This window comes from Sinorhizobium americanum, from assembly GCF_001651855.1.
GTDB lineage: Bacteria > Pseudomonadota > Alphaproteobacteria > Rhizobiales > Rhizobiaceae > Sinorhizobium > Sinorhizobium americanum.
In genome coordinates this window covers 140,656-157,194 of record NZ_LNQC01000056.1, presented here as the reverse complement: position 1 = coordinate 157,194, position 16,539 = coordinate 140,656, and the positions used below count along the sequence as shown (strand labels likewise).

Genomic DNA, 16,539 nt, shown 5'->3' with positions numbered 1-16,539 from the left:
CCGGAGGAGATTTTCCGGCGCCGATACTTCACGAATTGCGCGGGCGAAGAACCAGCGAAAAGCGCGGGTGATCTCGGATTGCCTCGAAGTCGACATCGTTTCGCAGCATATCTATCGTGTTCTGCGGGACTTTCCGGGTGGCCTTTTCGAGATAGTGCAGCGCGTCTTCCACTTCGCCGAACTGAGCATGAATGCTCGCCGCATTGACCAGTGCAATAAACTCATCCGGGTCGATCGCGAGAGCGCGCGCCAGCCAGGAGTGGGCCTTCTCCCCGTCGCCGAGGTAGGCAAGCGCCACCGCGCCGCGATGCAATGGCGAGGCATTCTCAGGATAGAGGTCCACAGCGCGTTCCGCCCGTTCGACACATGCCCTTGCCCATTCCAGTCTTTCCGGATCGTTCTTGCCGAGAAAGCCGGCGATCATCATCGGCGAAACGTAGTCGTCCGGCCGCAGCCGGGCGGCCAGCTTGAACAGCGACACCATCCTCTCCCGGTCGTTTCGGAAGCGCACGATGGTCGAGGCGAAGAAGAAGTTGGCGTCGTATGAGTTCGGATCGATGGAGAGAGCCTGCCGATATGAGCGGTCTGCATCATCGTATTTTTCGTTGCAGAACAGCGCAAATCCCCGTGCTGTGTGCGCCTCCGGAAGACCGGGGTCGAGATCCACCGCCTTGTCCGCGATGGGCAGGATCTCACCCGCCGGTACCTTCTGGCCGTGCCACTCGCGCAGGTAACAATCGCAGATCACCATGCCGGCATAGGCGCGCGCGTAGCCGGCATCGAGTTCTGCCGCCTTGGCGAACATGCTCCGGGCTAGCTGGAGATTTGACTTCGTCAATGCCAGCGCCAATTGCCGACCCCGCAGCTCGTAGTGATAGGCCTCGACATTGTCCGTACGGGCCTGCTGGATGGCCTGGCGCTCCTCCGGCATCAGTTCGAGTTCCAAGTGCTGGACGACAGCTTCGGTGATCTGGTCTTGGATCGCAAATACGTTGGCATACTCCCGGTCGAACCGCTCCGCCCAGAGCAATTCTCCGGTCGCTCCCTCAAGCAGCCGCGTGGAGACGCGCACGCGCTCGCCCGACAGGCGCACGCTTCCTTCCAGGAGATATCGGACGTGGAGCTCGCGTGCGATCTCGTTTCCCCGGATGTCGTGCCCCTTGAAGGCAAAACTGTAATTCTTCGAAACGACCCGCAGCCTCCGGCTCTTCGCCAGCGCCGTGGTAATGTCTTCCGCAATCCCGTTGGAGAACCATTCCTGGTCGGGTCCCCCGGTCTCGAACGGCAGGACGGCGATGGAAGGCCTATCCTTCTCACCGTGGATCGCCGGTGCGAAGACGGACGCAATGCCGCGCCCGTTGGATGTCTCCTGCTGCCAGTCGACCCGGAACACGTAAATGAGCCTGGGGATGTTCTTCAGGGTCCGTTCGCCGAGGCTGGTCAGCCTGAACGGCACCTTGCCGTCGAGATGCTCGCGCACCGATGCGGAAATGCAGATGGTTGACGGGGCAGCGATCTCCTGCAGGCGTGCCGCGATGTTGACGCCGTCGCCGAGAAGATCGTCTCCCGACACAACCACGTCGCCGAGATTAACGCCGATGCGATATTCCAAGCGGTAATCGGGTGGGAGGTTTTCTGAAAGGCTGGGAAGGCCGCGCTGGATTTCTACGGAACACCGGACGGCCTGAACAGCACTTGGGAACTCGGCGACAAGGCCGTCACCTGCGCTGCCGAAGATGCGGCCGCCATGTTGGTCCACTAATTCGGCAATCCGGCTGCGGCACAGATCAAGTGCCTGAAGCGTGCCCTCCTCGTCCAGTGCCGCAAGGCGACTGAACCCGGCAACATCGGCTGAAAGAATGGCTGCGAGCTTTCGATCCACAGCGATGTCCGCTCCTGCGGGGCACATTAGCGAAGAGTAAATATGCGCGAATTTTCGCTACATTCACAGCGTTTGTCGTGAGTGGGAGCGGATTAGAGCCCGCTTTTGGGCATGGTCATGCGCTACGTCACTGGCTTCACCAACAGCGAGGAAGAGGCTGTAGGTCTCACGCACGTCGTGCCGTTCCTCGTCGAGGGCGAGCTCATCAGCCTCGGTGCGGTCTCCTCCACGATCAAGGACTGGGCGTGCACACAGTCGTCGATGACCAGCTCATCACCGGTCAGAACCCGGCCTCATCGAGTGAGGCAGCGCAGGCGCTTCTGGCTGCTTTTGGCTAGATGAAGAGCACGGCCGCCTGACCGCTCTGAAACAGCGTGATCTGCCGGCGGCGGATCACCTTCAGCAACCCGGAGCTTGTCATGCCCTCCTCTGCAATAGATGGGACAAATGTCTATGATCGCTCCATGGGCTACTCCAAAGACATTATCCGGCAGAGAATGATAGCCCATTCTGAGTACCTCTTAAGGGTGACTTGAAGAACACTGAAAATAAGCGCTCTCTAAAAGAATGCCGCCGCTATCTACCGAGCATGGGAGCAGGTAACGAGTAGGGGTAGGCTCCTAATCCGACAGATGGCTGACGACCTCATCTGAACGAGGGAGTGCCTTCACGTGGACACGCGTGGAGGAGTTCAGCGATGGCAGCCTTGAAGAGCGCTACAAGGGGATTCTTTCCATCGCCACAGCGATGTGAATGCTGGTCCGCAAGACGATGCGCAGCCGGCGGTTCTCTGGGTGTCCGTTTTTTGCAGGCGGCCTGCGGCTGCCACTTCCCCATCACGTCCATGACAGCAGGTGTACCCTGGCCTTTCCAGCGGCCTGGGGACTCGCACACCACTGACAACCGCTAGGGCGGTTTATGAGGGAGGATGAAACATGGCTATCGCGATCACATCAGCTGGCGCGTTTGTCGTTCTCGACGAGACCGAAGACCTGCAGAACGCAACTGCAACACCGTCCCCCGCGGGTGACGCTGATGACAACGATACGAGCAACCCCCTGCCGGCGGCGTTTTCGACCGCGCTGAGCTCACATGGGGTGGTGACATTCGCCGAGGCGGCGCTGAGCGGCCACAACGGCGCCGCCGGCAACACCGGTGCCAACATCATCACTGTCACTGGCGCCACGGCTACCACCGACTTCGCGTTTAGAGGCGAGAATGGTGCCGCGTTCACGGCCTATGAGGCAGGCGCGACCTCCACCCTCAACAGCGGCTTGTCTGCCGTAGCTCCTGACGGGACTATCACTGAAATCTATCTTTTCGCCGATCCGGACGACAACAATATTGTCTACGGCGTGGCTGGGGATAGCGGTGACGATCCCATCGTGTTCGCCATCTATCTCGAGGAGGTGAAGAACGCCAGCAACATCACCATCGGGGCCAAGATGTGGACCGTGCTCGCGGACGGCTACACGCTGGCACACACCACGGATGACCATGACGAGTCCCTCGACCTGGCGGACAAGCTGTTCGTCGCCGCTGTCGCGGAGAATGACTTTTCCTTCGCAAATGCGCCTTCCGGCCAGAACCTCTTCATGATGTTCGGAAACACGTCGCTGGCAATCCTTGTCACCGGCGAGGATCCGGCCGACCAGTCGGCTGGCCAGAATGTGTCGAATGACGGCGACACGGTCAATACCGGCCAGGGCGGCGGTGCCACCACGCTCGGCACCGAAGGTCAGCAGATCAAGGCCCAGAAGGCGTTGGTCGTCACCTTCGTGACCGGGGCCAATTCCAACTTCCTCGTTCCCGGTCTCACGCCGACGGAAGCAAACCTCGAATCCAACATCGCTTTCAGCGGCTATGCCCAGGACGTTACGGGCGCCGCGTTCACGATCTCGCAAATGACGCCCGGAAATGCCAACACGACCGCGACCGTGGAGCTTCAAGCCTTTCTCACGGCAGACGCAAGCGGGACCGGCTATATCGACAATAATCCGCTCACGACGGGTGATGCCGCCGTCGCCATCGCGTCGGTGCAGGTCATCCGCGGCGGGGTCGACGTCACCGGCACCCTCGGTGTGAACGTCACGATAAGTGGCGGCATAGCCACGATCACGGGCGTAAAGGATGACGACATCATCCAGTACACGACCACCGACGATCATAATCGCGTGCTGATCCGCAACGATCAGCCGGCATCGGGCCAAGGCAGCAACGTTTCCTTCGATCTCGGCGGCTTCACAATCACGCAGGTATCCAGTGACGTCGAGGAGGTCGGCTCCAAGGTCAGGTTCGAGGATGACGGGCCGGCGATCGACCTGACGTCGCTCGCGCCGACAATCGCGGTCGACGAGTCGGTCGGTACCGGCGGCTCGACGAAGGACGAGCCGGGCGGTGCAGCGGCCAACGACGAGGCCGCGGCCGGGGCGCCGGCGGGCGCGATCGGCTATGCGGTCACGGCGGCAGCGACGCTCTTCTCCGAAACAACCGAGCCGGGCTCGGACGGAGAGGACGGGACGGCCTATTCGCTCGTGCTCACAGCCGGCGCGACGGGCCTCACCGACATCGCCACAGGCTCGGCGGTGGTGCTCTCTCTCGTCGGCGGGGTTGTCGAAGGCCGTAGCGCAACCGGCAATCATCTCGTGTTCACCATCGCGGTCGCCAGCACGACCGGCAACGTAACGACCACGCTTTACCGGGCCCTCAGCCATGGCGCGGACTCGAACGACCATGACAGCGCGGTGAGCATGGCCTCCGGGCTGGTCGAACTGCAGGCGACGCTGACCGACGGCGACGGAGACACCGGCTCGGACAAGATCGAGCTCGGCAGCCTGATCGACTTCGAGGATGACGGGCCGGCGATCGACCTGACCTCGCTCGCGCCGAGAATTGGAGTCGACGAGTCGGTCGGCACAGGCGGCTCGGCCAAGGACGAGCCCGGCAATGCGCAGCCGAACGACGAGACCACCGCCGGGGCGCCGGCTGGCGCGATCGGCTACAAAGTCACGGCGGCGGCGACTCTGTTCAGTGAGACTGCCGATGCGGGCTCCGACGGCCAGGACGGCAAGGCCTACTCGCTGGTGCTCAATGCCGGCGCCACCGGCCTCACCGACATCGCTACAGGCTCGGCTGTGGTGCTCGTCAACAATGGCGGCGTGATCGAGGGCCGCAGCGCAACCGGCAACCACCTGGTGTTTACCATCGCGGTTGCCAGCGCGACAGGCAACGTAACGACCACGCTCTATCGGGCGCTTGACCACGGCGCGGACTCGAACGACCATGACAGCGCGGTGAGCATGGCTACCGGGCTGGTCGAACTGCAGGCGACGCTGACCGACCGCGATACCGACACCGCTTCGGACAAGATCGAGCTCGGCAGCCTGATCGACTTCGAGGATGACGGGCCGGCGATCGACCTGACCTCACTGGCGCCGACTATCGGGGTCGACGAGTCGGTCGGCACCGGCGGCTCGGCCAAGGATGAGCCCGGCAATGCGCAGCCGAACGACGAGACCACCGCCGGGGCGCCGGCGGGCGCGATTGGCTACGCCGTCACGACCGCGGCGACGCTGTTCAGCGAGACCGTCGATGCGGGCTCCGACGGCCAGGATGGCAAGGCCTATTCGCTGGTGCTGAATGCCGGCGCGACCGGCCTCACCGACATCGCCACAGGCTCGGCCGTGGTGCTCGTCAACAATGGCGGCGTGATCGAGGGCCGCAGCGCAACCGGCAACCACCTGGTGTTTACCATCGCGGTTGCCAGCGCGACCGGCAACGTGACGACCACGCTTTACCGGGCACTCAGCCACGGCGCGGACTCGAACGACCATGACAGCGCAGTGAGCATGGCCTCCGGACTGGTCGAACTGCAGGCGACACTGACCGACGGCGATGGTGACACCGGCTCGGACAAGATCGAGCTCGGCAGCCTGATCGACTTCGAGGATGACGGGCCGGCCGTCACGGTCGCTGACTCGAATGGAAACTATGACGACGGTGCCCAGGGCACCTGGGACGACAACAATCCCGGCAGCGACGGGTTCGCGTCGCTGAGCGTGAACTTTGACAGTTACGAGATCGACGACGATGGACTTATCACCGTCGACACCGCCCTGACAAAGACGGGCAACTTCACGTTCACCGGGTCGATCACGGACGACTTCAACGGCGACGGCACCGATGAGACGGTGGGCTTCACTTTGACTTTCGATCCGGTCAACGACACTTACGACCTCGATGTGACGACGCCGCCTCCGACTACTAGGACCTTCGACACCTCGCAGGGATCGCTCAAGGCAGGTGGACCCGACGCAGTGCAGACTCTGCTGTTCGGCGGCAGCGAGGCGGGAGCCGACGACATCGTGTTCTTCGGCGTCGTCGCGACGGCGCCGATCCAAGGCGTGTCCTCACCCCCGACTAACGACATCGAAGATCTCGTTGTCGAGGGAGCCGGCGACCTGACGGAGGCGCAGATCGAGGGGCTGTTCCCGATCCCGAGCCTGATCAACCCGTCGACGCAGATGAACGTGTCGACCTCGGGCATCGGCATCAACAACAACAATCTCAACGGTGCGAGTGAGGGCGCCGGGACTGGAGCCTTTGCGGGCACCTCGATCACCTCGGGCGACGAGAGCTTCGTCGTCAACCCCGAGACGGTAGTGGACAAGGTGACGGTGTTCATCGACAACTCCGTCGGCGGCTATAACCCGGCCACCGAGGAGCTCTATTTCACCGTCTATTATACCGACGGAACCGTCCAGGCGGCGACGAAGGTCACGGCCGGCATGCTGACCCCGGTCACCTCGGGCGTGGCGGCGGGCGGCTTTTCCTTCGAGATCGACGGTGGGGCCAAGCAAATCGACGCGGTCCAGCTCACCATGGGAGAGGGGACCATCAAGATCCCGGTGATCGCGTTCTCGGTCGAGCAGGTGTTCGACCCCGAGCCGCTCCAGCTCGACTTCACCGCGACCCTGTTCGACGGCGATGGCGACAGCAGTTCCGATTCGTTCTCGATCGATCTGATCGAGGCGGTTGTCTGACACGGCTGCGAGCCCGCCCCCGGTGGGTGGGCTCGCACCTTCCCAGCAAGGTTTCCAGTCGCGGAAGGTAATCGATGCCAGCTCATACCAGTACAACCCGTCTCCAGGAAGTCATAAGCGCTATCCGCAGGCAGTTCCCGCTGCTGATCTTGCTGAGCTGCCTGCTCAACCTCTTGCTCCTCGTCAGCAGCATCTACATGCTGCAGGTCTATGACCGGGTGCTGTCGAGCGGGTCGCTGGACACGCTCCTGTGGCTGACGTTGATAGCGATTTTTGCCGTGGTCATTTACGGCGCGCTCGAGCAGGCAAGGCGGGTGGTCCTCGGCCGTGCGGCCGGCTGGCTCGACAGCGAGCTCAACGCGCCGATGCTGAAACGCGCCATGGAAGTGCGGCTCGCGGGCAAGGAAGGGCGCGCTGGCAGCCGCGACGTGACCGACCTCAGGTCCTTCTATGCGGGCGATGCCGTGCTCGCCCTACTCGACATGCCCTGGAGCGTCATCTTCCTCGCCTTCATCTGGGCTTTGCACCCTGCCCTGGGTGTGGTTGCCACCGGCGGCGCCGCCATCCTCCTCGGGCTCGCCTTGACAAACGATGCGCTGACACGGGACCGCCAGAAGCGCGTCACAGCCGTCACCAAGGCCCATCAGGAGAATGCCATGCGCTATGTCGATGGCGGCGAGACGATCCGACCTCTCGGCATGGCACAGGCTGTCTTCGACCGTTGGCGCCGCCGTCAGGCCGAAGTGGTGGCCGAACAGCAGCTCCTGGCCGATCGGACGACCACGATCCTTTCGATTTCGCGCAGCCTACGGCTGATCCTGCAGATTGCTATCCTGGCTGTTGGCGCCTATTTCGTCCTTCTCGGCGAGATGACCGCGGGCGCGATGATTGCAGGGTCCATCGTCATGGGCCGCGCGCTCGCGCCGATCGAACGGGCGACCGGTGCCTGGCGTTCCTTAGTGGCAGCAAGGAACGCCCATGCAAACCTGAAGGAACTCTTCGCCGGCACGTCAAACGGTGACCACGACCGCGTCACCCTCCCCCGTCCGAAAGGCGGGCTCGCCTTCGAGAACGTGTTCTATTTGCCTCCCGGCACACAGGAGCCTGTCCTCAGCGCCATCAGCTTCGCGATCCAACCGGGCGAAAACTGTGCAGTGGTCGGACCGTCTGGCGCCGGCAAATCGACGCTCTGTCGCCTCGCTGTCGGCGCCTGGAAACCGACCAAGGGTCACGTCCGCCTCGACGCGGCCGACGTTTTCGATTGGGACCCGGAGGAGTTAGGTCCGCATATCGGCTATTTGCCGCAGCAGGTCGAGCTCCTGCCAGGCACGGTGGCTCAGAACATCGCACGTTTCCGGGAGGTGGACAGCAACGCGCTGATCCAGGCAGCGGAAGTCGCCGGCGTTCACGAACTGATCCTCTCATTGCCGAACGGCTACGAAACCGAAATCGCACTGCACTCGCAGCGGATCTCACTGGGGCAGCGGCAGCGCCTCGGGCTGGCGCGCGCCTTGTACGGCGATCCGGCATTCGTCGTGTTGGACGAGCCGAATGCGAACATGGATGAGGCCGGAGACCGGGCTCTGATCGAAGCACTGACGACGCTCAAGCAGCTTCGAACGACCGTGTTGATCGTCACGCACCGCGCTTCCGTGCTGAAGTGCGCCGACAAGGTCCTGGCACTTCATAGCGGCGCCGTTGCTGCCTTCGGCCCGCGCGAGCAGATGGTGCGGCAAGTACAGCCGCCGGGAACGGCGCCCGCAAGACCCCTGCAAGCTCCTCATCCAGAAAATCGAACACAGGTTGTCGGCCGCGAGAACCACCTTTCCGCGTGGGAATGAAGCATGTCTGATATGCTGGATTTGATCAATTTTGCTGTGATCTGGACCGAGACGCGGCTATCCCGCGCCATGGAGGCGCTGCCGGCCGGTTACGCCGCGACGATCACTACGATCCGTGACCAGTTGGCGCTTGCCGGCATCGAATTGAGCGACACGACCATTGCACTCATCGTCTCGGGGACTGCAGCGGTCGTCTTTTTCGTCCTTGCGCGCACGCTTCGCTTCAGCGGTCGACGCGGCGCCGAAAAGTCGCCCGATGCGCTCGCGACCGCCACCCGGATGCCGCGTCGTTTGGGGCTTCTGGCAATCATACTGTTCATCCTCGTGTTGGGCGGCTGGTCCGTGCTCGCCCCGCTGGCGAGCGCGTCGCTCGCCCCGGGGGTCGTCAGCCCCGACGGGTATCGCAAGACCGTTCAGCACCTCGAAGGCGGGATCATTCGGTCGATTCACGTTCGCGAGGGTGATGTGGTCAAGGTTGGAGATCCGCTGATTACCCTCGATGACATCAGGGCCAGGTCTCAAGACGCGGAAATACGGGAGCGGCTTCTGCACGTTCTGGCAACGGAGGCTCGACTCGAGGCCGAGCGGACCGACGCTGCCGAAATCGGCTTTCCGGACTTTCTCATTCACAACAGCAGCTCTGCGGGCCTACAGCGACTGATGGAAGGGCAGCGGCAACTATTTGTCAGCCGGCGAGCAGCGCATCAGGGGCGCATACAGATCCTGGAGGCGCGCACTCGGCAACTCGAGGAGCAGAACGCGGGCCTGCGGGAGGTGATCGCCGCTGAAACCGAGCAGATCGCGCTGATCGACGAAGAAATTACGGCCGCGCAGGACCTCCTCGAAAAGCATTTGGAGCGCAAACCGCGAATATTGGCTCTCAAGCGTCATCGTGCCGACATCGCAGCCGCAAAGGCAGCGAACCGGGCGAAGATCGCCGAGAATGCACAAGCCGTTGGCGAAACGAGACTGCAATTGCTTACGATAGCCGAAGAGCGCCAGGAAAAGCTCGGTGCGGAGCTCGCCGAAATGCGCCGGATCCTGGCTGAGCTCAAAAGCCAGCTACCGACACGCGAGGACATACTTGAGCGCACAGTCATTCGAGCTCCGCTTCCCGGCACGGTGATGAATCTGCGCGTCACGACGGAGAGAGGCGTCATCGATCCAGGACAGCCGCTGCTCGACCTGGTTCCAAATGACAGCGGAGTGGTCATCGACGCCCGGGTCCGACCGATCGACATCGAGCGCGTCAGATCCGGGATGTCCGCCCGCGTGATTCTCACGGCTTATCGACAGCGGAACTTGCCGCTCATTCATGGCCGGCTGCGCTCGATCTCAGCGGATGCGATCGCCGATGAACGAACGGGAACGACCTATTTCCTGGCGAAAGTGGTGGTCGCGCCTACGGACCTTGCAAAGCTCGACGACGTGCACCTTATTCCGGGGATGCCGGCGGAGGTCATGCTCATGGACGGCGAGCAGAGCCTGTTCACATATCTTCTTGCCCCGATCCTCGACAGCGGTCGGCGGAGCCTTATTGAGAACTAGCCTAAGCCTAGAAAGACTCGGCCACACTACAGGAGGCCGCGAGATCTGGGCACGGAGAAGTCCAGGATCCATCCGATCTCGGCCCCAGAGCTGGTTGAATGGCCAACTCGGCTGCGACATGGTGGACGTAGTTTTCACCTCCTCTCACCGCGCGACCTTAGGGGGTAGCATGAATGGGATTCTTGATGCCGTCGTCATAGGCGCCGGCTCAGCGGGACTCGGCGTCAGCTACTTCCTCAAGCAACGAGCTCTCGATCATGAGGTGCTCGAGCGAAAGCGGATCGGCGAGACATGGCGGACGCAGAGATGGGACTCGTTCCGGCTAAATTCGCCGAGAATACGATCGCTACTGCCCGGCGATTCCTACGATGGGCCGGACCCTTGGGGTGCGAGTACCCAGCATGATTTCGTCATCTATCTTGAGAGCTACGCCGACCGACATGGACTGCCGGTGAGAGCCAGAACTCCGGTCCACGAAGTGACGGGAGACGATAGGCTGTTTGAGGTGGCGACGCCGCAGGGTCGGTTCTCCGCCCGTAATTTGGTGGTCGCCAGCGGCAGCCTGAATTGCCCGATGCGGCCGCATTGGTGGGGGCAACTGCCGCGGTCACTTTACCAGCTTGATGCCTCCAACTATCGCAATGCTGCCGATCTGGAGGACGGTTCGGTCCTGGTGGTCGGTAGCGGTCAGTCGGGGGGACAGATCGCCGAGGACCTGGTGCTTGCCGGTCGCTCGGTTTTTCTGGCGACCAGCCGCGCCGGCCGCTTGGTGCGCCGGTATCGTGGCGGCGACATCTTCAATTGGATGACCCTCTCGGGCTATCTGGACGTGCCGCGCGAAGAACTCGTTTTACCTTCCGGGAAGCTGCCGCCACGAGCTTTGCTCGGTGCCACTCATACGATCAGCCTGCAATCACTGAGTGCTCAGGGCATTGTGTTGCTAGGGCGGTTCATCGGCGCCGAAAAAAACGCCCTGCTATTCGACAATGACTTGGTTGATCACATTCGCTTTGCGGACGAGAGTTCAGCGGAGGTCAAGCGCTTTATTGACCGGTATATCGAACGCGCGGGGCTTAACGCGCCGTCAGCCGAGGATGACCCTGCCGAGATGATAGAACGGTGCCTTCCTGATCCACCAATCCGCTCGATCGCCTTGTCGACGAGCAACATCAGATCGGTCATCTGGTGCACCGGCTTTAAGGGGAATTTCCAATGGATCCAAATTCCCGGCGTTCTTGATGCGAGCGGACAGCCCATCCACAAGGACGGGATAGCGGCCGTTCCCGGAGTCTATTTTGCCGGTCTCGATTTCGCAACGACGCGCAAATCAGGCACCATACCAGGGGTTGCTGAAGAGGCCTTGCGTCTGGTGAACCACCTCACCCAAAGGGCAGATCATCCTGCATAGATGGATTTGCCCGAGGCCGGCATTTGCGTGCTCTTGTTCTGAAGAACAAAGACCTGATGCAGAGCGGAGAGAAAGCGTCCCGCTCCATTTAGAAGTGCCATGAAACTAATTTAGTATTGCTGCATAATGATTTTCTCTCTTCTTTGCAGGAGGGTACGATGGAGAGTTCTCGCGATCCAACAGCCTTTCGTGAATTCGAACACACCGGGTGGGAAGATGCCAGCCTAGGATACGACCAGCATTTTGCCCGCCTTACCTCGGAAACCGTGCCAACTCTATTGGCCGCCGCCCACGTTGCGAAGGGAATGCGCGTCCTCGACGTCTGCACCGGCCCGGGAATGCTCGCCCGAGCAGCGGTCGACTTGGGCGCGCAAGTCGTCGGTCTCGACTTCTCCAGCAAAGTCATAGAAATCGCCCGACGCAACGTGCCCGAGGCGGAGTTTCTGGAGGGTGACGCCCAAGCTTTGCCGTTTGACGCCGAAAACTTTGATGCCATCGTTTGCGGATACGGCATAATCCACGTTTCAGATCCCCGGTCCGCATTCTCCGAAATGCATCGTGTGCTGAAGCTAGGGGGATATCTCGCCGCTAGTGTTTGGCAGGCGCCAGAACCGACCAACGGCTTTGGCCTGCTCTTCGGCGCAATTAAGAAGCACGGCAACCTCGACGTACCCCTGCCCCACGGCCCCGATTTCTTTCAGTTCAGCGAGCCGGCGAAATTGAGGGCAGCATTCGAAGAATCCGGGTTTGTGGACGTGACCGTCGCGGGGGTGGATCAGACTTGGATAATGGACGATCCGTTCGGGATGATAACCGCGATCCTCGAAGGGGGTGTGCGCGCCCGTGGCCTTCTGATGGCCCAAACCGAGGCGGTGCGAAGCGCCATCTCCACTACGATTGCGAACGGCATAAAGCAGTTTCGCTCCGTCGACGGGAGCTATCTAATCCCGATGCCGGCCTTCGTGGGGTCAGGAAGGAAGTGATCTTTTCGCAGCCGAGCGCAAGCTGAACGCCTCGAACCCTCGCGACTCGCGCCGCTCGCCAAGCCGAGGCATCCGCTCCAAAGGAAAGACCGTCCGCAGCACTCTGGAAAGCCATCGGCGACATCTGCGCCCTGTTCTCTCCAGCCGAATGCAGAAACTACTTCAACGCCGCAGGATATGGATTCACTTGAACGTCCGTTGCTCTAGATGTGGAGGGCCGTGACGCCGCAGCTCGATCCTACGTCGACCGTCGTGACTGACGATATTCCGGGAATAGGCTGGGTATCCCTGGACATCGTTCGCGATCCGTAGTGGAAGCGATCAACGCTCATCGACGTTAAACACATATATCTTTGCCGATCCTCCCAATTTCATCGTCGCGCTCTGGTAATAGCCAGATGCAAAAATTCTAATGAATTTGCAAACGGGAGTTCAATGAACAACGCCTAGAGTCGTCATTTCCTGAAATGGGGGCATCGATAGACATGATTAAAGTCTTAACTACGATGCAGCGTCTGCTGAAGGATGAGAGCGGCAACTTCGGCCTCATGACGGCTCTATTGGTTCCGGTGCTATTCCTTGGCGGTTCGGTGGCGGTGAATATAGCGAACGCGGCCAGGGAAGCTTCCAAGATGCAAGATGCGCTAGATGCTGCGGCCATAAAGGCCGTGCGGTCCTACGGGGAAGGCGAGAGCGAGAACGCGGTGCGGATTGATGCGAACAGATTGTTTTTTGCCAACTTTCAAACGCCTTCTGCCGCCGATGGATACAATTCAGCCTCTCCTGAAGGACCTGCAGTGCAATTTACCTTCTCTGAGGTTGGCCAGGAGACGAGGGTTCAGGCATATTATGCCGCACAGTATAACCCGGTGTTCTGGGGCCTGAAGCCTTTCGAAATTAGTAAAATAAGCGTTGCCGCGCGACTGGCGGATAGGGAAGCTTGCATTTTAGCCCTGCATCCGACGGCCAGTCGCGCAATAGAGGTTAGCGGAAGTGCGGCGGTAGATACGTCAAACTGTACGATTACGTCGAACTCAGATGACACACAATCAATCTACCTGAGCGGGACAGCCACTCTCAGAGCTGAATGTCTTTACGCAACCGGCAAGGTGTATGCGGCCCTAGCTCATCTGGAGTTGGCTTGCCAGCAGGCCCGTGAGGGCGTTTCACGAACACCAGATCCCTTCAGAAAGAAAGCCATGCCGACGGCGGGAAACTGGGTGAATCTGTCTGGTTGCGGTCAAGAGTTTGTAGGAAATGGGGGCGGCAATGGGGACTGCAACGGCACCGGCAAGACGCCGAGCAAGGTTCCGGATGCATACAGTGTTACGCTGAAACCAGGCACCTACGGGGAACTCGAGATCAAAGGAAAGGTAACCCTTCTGCCCGGTAATTACATCATCGACGGCGGTGTCCTGAAGTTCGCGAGCCAGTCGACAGTCAGTGGCGAGGGCGTGACATTCTTCCTTCTCAACGGCGCTGAGGTCGACCTTCATGGTGGCTCCGATTTTCGTGTGACAGCAGCCACAAGCGGTGAGTGGGCCGGCTTCGTAATCGTTTCAGGCCGGAACAATACGGAGCCGGCCGTGATCAACGGCAACAGCAACTCCTTGCTGAGCGGTATCATATACATGCCTGCATCCAAGGAGATCCAATATTCCGGCAATGGATCAAGCGGAGGCGAATGTGTGCGCATCATCGCGCAAGAAATCACCATGATCGGCAACAGCGGATTTGCAATCGACTGTGAGAGCGAATTGGCTGACAACCAGATATTGAATCCGGGCGCTATCAGGCTCGTTCAGTGAATGGGCTTGTCGCGGCGCCCTCGGCGGCCCATTATCGGTCCTCCAAATGATAGGACACTCGAGGTCGCAGCCCCCACTTTCGCCGGTCACCGGCGAAAGTGGGGGCTGCGACCTCGAGCCCCATCAGCCGCTCGGCGGCGAAGCCGATCATCTGGCGCAGCAAATCGCAATTCGGAGTCATAGCGCGCGCAGGTTCATCATATCGTCGGTCATCGATTGTTCCCTAGAGCTCGATGCCAGCAACCCGACTCTATCGGGGAACATCGATGACAACCGCTTCGTCACCAGCTACGGCGCCGTCGGGCGCGCAGCTTCACCTGAAGCGACTGCTAAACGGTGAAACGAGCAAGACGATCGCTCGAAAAATTGCCAGTCAGAGATTCTGCCAGTCGGTTCATCACCGCAGCGTTGATCGAGATTATCCTGGGTGCGGAGCGGAACTTAGACCGACCCAGAATGCCGCAGGGCTCTCGCTTTCCTTCTCTGATCAGGAGGCGGAGTTCGCTCAGCTCGCGCTAACACTTTTGTTCAAATCGCAGTTCACACTGTTTCATGAGAGAGTTTGTTTTTGGTCCGCCGGTCATCAGAGAGACTCGAAGCCGACAAAGCAGACATGTGACTAGTACCTGCGCGGGTATGTTCTCTCGAGGGGTCACGTCATGAAAGTCCTGCTAAAATCAGCCCTCATTTGGGCATTGATATTGGGCTGTAACCAAAGCAGCCGATATGTGTATCTGCCTGGGTACGCCTACGAAACCGACCCGAGCTGTCGCCGTACTGAATTACCGTCCAAGTACGATATTCGCTGCGATTATCCCCGGCTTGGCTTTCCCGACTTCACCCCGCTGCCAACCTTCGGCACCGGCGGAATTTAGCTGGAAAGCCAATGGGGCCGTTTTGGGGACGGGGCGAAACATTGTCGGAGTCGACCAGCACGTAGCCAAAAAGACGATGCCAATGCACTGCGGCTTCGCGTGCGACGCCATCGGCAGCGTGAAGGTGGGCGAGCATCTGATCACGCTGGTGATTACTGCCCACCTGAAGAGACGGCCAAGGGAAACAACGGCCGGGGCCAGGAAAAACACGGTGGCGACGGCACCGACAAAGGAAGCGATAACCGCGGCACGGCCGAGAACGGCCCTTGCCGAACCGCGTGAGGAATAGCGCGTGCTAAGAGGACGAGTGGCGTAGTCCGATCTATGTCAACTCATAATCGTCGCTTCTCTTGAACGACGGATGCCGAAGGCTGGCTGCGGTGTTCGCATATGTCTTGCCATCTAATGCCAAAGGACCGCGAAGCGTCACATTAACCGATTGACGATCTTACATCGTGCGCGGAGCACGCGTATGCTGTATATAATAAAGCCCTAATGCAAGGCATGGCCGCACGGCTGGGAACTCCAGTCACGCAACCGGGCCGAGGAGGCGCCATGGAGCGCCGCGATGAACCTTCCCGACCAATCACTACTGCCGAAGTGGATATGCTCGGCATAGTGTTCGATGAGTTGCTGGCAGAGTATTGTATTCCAAACGAAGGGCCGGAAGCGGAAGATCTCGCAGCCAGAGTGTTTACGCTCTACCAGTCAGGTGTGCGAGATCTTGAACTGCTGAAGACGCTCGCCATCCGGCGTGGATGACGCTCATGGGATAGAAACAGAACCGGCCGATGTGACGTTTGGCGGGAACCTCCGGGACCTCCGATACGCCGGCGTAAAGTTGAGCATCGTCTTGATCCTTGCCGTGCTGGTGCTCTTTGCCTTTAGATGGTCAGTCTCCTAACGTAATCTGCTACTTCTTTTCGAGATATTCCATCATCTCGGCTCGGCCCTGCTGGGCGGATCGCCTCCAGAGCCTTCTGCCGCAAAACCTTCGCTGCTTTACTAGGCGACCTCGTGCTCTTGCGTCGATGCAAGCTTGCGGTCGCGGCCTTGCTTCTTCGGATCGTCTGCCATGGTTCTCCTCCATTGCTGACAGAAGGATGGGAGCGGTTCGAAGCACTGGCAAGAGCGCGCGGGACCTTGATCAGC

At 60.5% G+C, this 16,539-nt stretch carries 9 protein-coding genes and 3 pseudogenes; 9 read left to right on the top strand and 3 right to left on the bottom strand.

Annotated features, from left to right (window positions below):
• Window positions 1-28 precede the first annotated feature (28 nt).
• Window positions 29-1,882: a TPR end-of-group domain-containing protein gene (locus tag ATC00_RS16845; protein ID WP_064253645.1), complete on the bottom strand. Its 1,854-nt coding sequence runs from the start codon at window positions 1,880-1,882 to the stop codon at window positions 29-31.
• Window positions 1,883-2,002: 120 nt separating this feature from the next.
• Here ATC00_RS16845 and ATC00_RS16840 point away from each other — a divergent pair.
• The 7 genes and pseudogenes from ATC00_RS16840 to ATC00_RS16810 form a co-directional block, all read left to right on the top strand.
• A pseudogene (locus ATC00_RS16840) lies at window positions 2,003-2,220 on the top strand (type 1 glutamine amidotransferase domain-containing protein); the annotation flags it as partial.
• A gap of 597 nt (window positions 2,221-2,817) precedes the next feature.
• Window positions 2,818-6,924 carry a DUF5801 repeats-in-toxin domain-containing protein gene (locus ATC00_RS16835; RefSeq protein ID WP_064253643.1) on the top strand — a complete coding sequence of 1,369 codons (4,107 nt, stop codon included), beginning with the start codon at window positions 2,818-2,820 and terminating at the stop codon, window positions 6,922-6,924.
• A gap of 74 nt (window positions 6,925-6,998) precedes the next feature.
• The gene (locus ATC00_RS16830) at window positions 6,999-8,765 is read left to right on the top strand and encodes a type I secretion system permease/ATPase (RefSeq protein WP_064253642.1); all 1,767 of its coding nucleotides are present in this window, start codon (window positions 6,999-7,001) and stop codon (window positions 8,763-8,765) included.
• Window positions 8,766-8,768: 3 nt separating this feature from the next.
• The gene (locus ATC00_RS16825; RefSeq protein ID WP_064253641.1) at window positions 8,769-10,313 is read left to right on the top strand and encodes an HlyD family type I secretion periplasmic adaptor subunit; all 1,545 of its coding nucleotides are present in this window, start codon (window positions 8,769-8,771) and stop codon (window positions 10,311-10,313) included.
• A 169-nt stretch (window positions 10,314-10,482) separates the two neighbouring features.
• Window positions 10,483-11,721, top strand: a complete 1,239-nt coding sequence (locus ATC00_RS16820) for a flavin-containing monooxygenase (protein WP_064253724.1) — start codon at window positions 10,483-10,485, stop codon at window positions 11,719-11,721.
• Between the two features lie 158 nt (window positions 11,722-11,879).
• Window positions 11,880-12,704: a class I SAM-dependent methyltransferase gene (locus ATC00_RS16815; RefSeq protein ID WP_064253640.1), complete on the top strand. Its 825-nt coding sequence runs from the start codon at window positions 11,880-11,882 to the stop codon at window positions 12,702-12,704.
• A 485-nt stretch (window positions 12,705-13,189) separates the two neighbouring features.
• Window positions 13,190-14,512: a TadE/TadG family type IV pilus assembly protein gene (locus ATC00_RS16810; RefSeq protein ID WP_064253723.1), complete on the top strand. Its 1,323-nt coding sequence runs from the start codon at window positions 13,190-13,192 to the stop codon at window positions 14,510-14,512.
• A 91-nt stretch (window positions 14,513-14,603) separates the two neighbouring features.
• Here the strand turns inward: ATC00_RS16810 and ATC00_RS33545 are convergent.
• Window positions 14,604-14,725 (bottom strand): annotated as a pseudogene (locus tag ATC00_RS33545) (IS256 family transposase); the annotation flags it as partial.
• Between the two features lie 446 nt (window positions 14,726-15,171).
• Here ATC00_RS33545 and ATC00_RS31230 point away from each other — a divergent pair.
• Both ATC00_RS31230 and ATC00_RS16800 read left to right on the top strand, forming a co-directional pair.
• Window positions 15,172-15,387, top strand: a complete 216-nt coding sequence (locus tag ATC00_RS31230; protein ID WP_072642807.1) for a hypothetical protein — start codon at window positions 15,172-15,174, stop codon at window positions 15,385-15,387.
• Window positions 15,388-15,942: 555 nt separating this feature from the next.
• The gene (locus tag ATC00_RS16800) at window positions 15,943-16,149 is read left to right on the top strand and encodes a hypothetical protein (protein WP_064253638.1); all 207 of its coding nucleotides are present in this window, start codon (window positions 15,943-15,945) and stop codon (window positions 16,147-16,149) included.
• Window positions 16,150-16,271: 122 nt separating this feature from the next.
• Here ATC00_RS16800 and ATC00_RS33540 read toward each other — a convergent pair.
• Window positions 16,272-16,464, bottom strand: a pseudogene (locus tag ATC00_RS33540) (DUF3606 domain-containing protein).
• Window positions 16,465-16,539 lie beyond the last annotated feature (75 nt).

What these genes read in the sequence shown, in the direction of transcription:
- ATC00_RS16830 (WP_064253642.1), top strand. Translation starts at nt 6,999, where the DNA reads ATGCCAGCTCATACCAGTACAACCCGTCTCCAGGAAGTCATAAGCGCT.
- ATC00_RS31230 (WP_072642807.1), top strand. Translation starts at nt 15,172, where the DNA reads ATGAAAGTCCTGCTAAAATCAGCCCTCATTTGGGCATTGATATTGGGC.
- ATC00_RS16835 (WP_064253643.1), top strand. Translation starts at nt 2,818, where the DNA reads ATGGCTATCGCGATCACATCAGCTGGCGCGTTTGTCGTTCTCGACGAG.
- ATC00_RS16820 (WP_064253724.1), top strand. Translation starts at nt 10,483, where the DNA reads ATGAATGGGATTCTTGATGCCGTCGTCATAGGCGCCGGCTCAGCGGGA.
- ATC00_RS16810 (WP_064253723.1), top strand. Translation starts at nt 13,190, where the DNA reads ATGATTAAAGTCTTAACTACGATGCAGCGTCTGCTGAAGGATGAGAGC.
- ATC00_RS16825 (WP_064253641.1), top strand. Translation starts at nt 8,769, where the DNA reads ATGTCTGATATGCTGGATTTGATCAATTTTGCTGTGATCTGGACCGAG.
- ATC00_RS16815 (WP_064253640.1), top strand. Translation starts at nt 11,880, where the DNA reads ATGGAGAGTTCTCGCGATCCAACAGCCTTTCGTGAATTCGAACACACC.
- ATC00_RS16800 (WP_064253638.1), top strand. Translation starts at nt 15,943, where the DNA reads ATGGAGCGCCGCGATGAACCTTCCCGACCAATCACTACTGCCGAAGTG.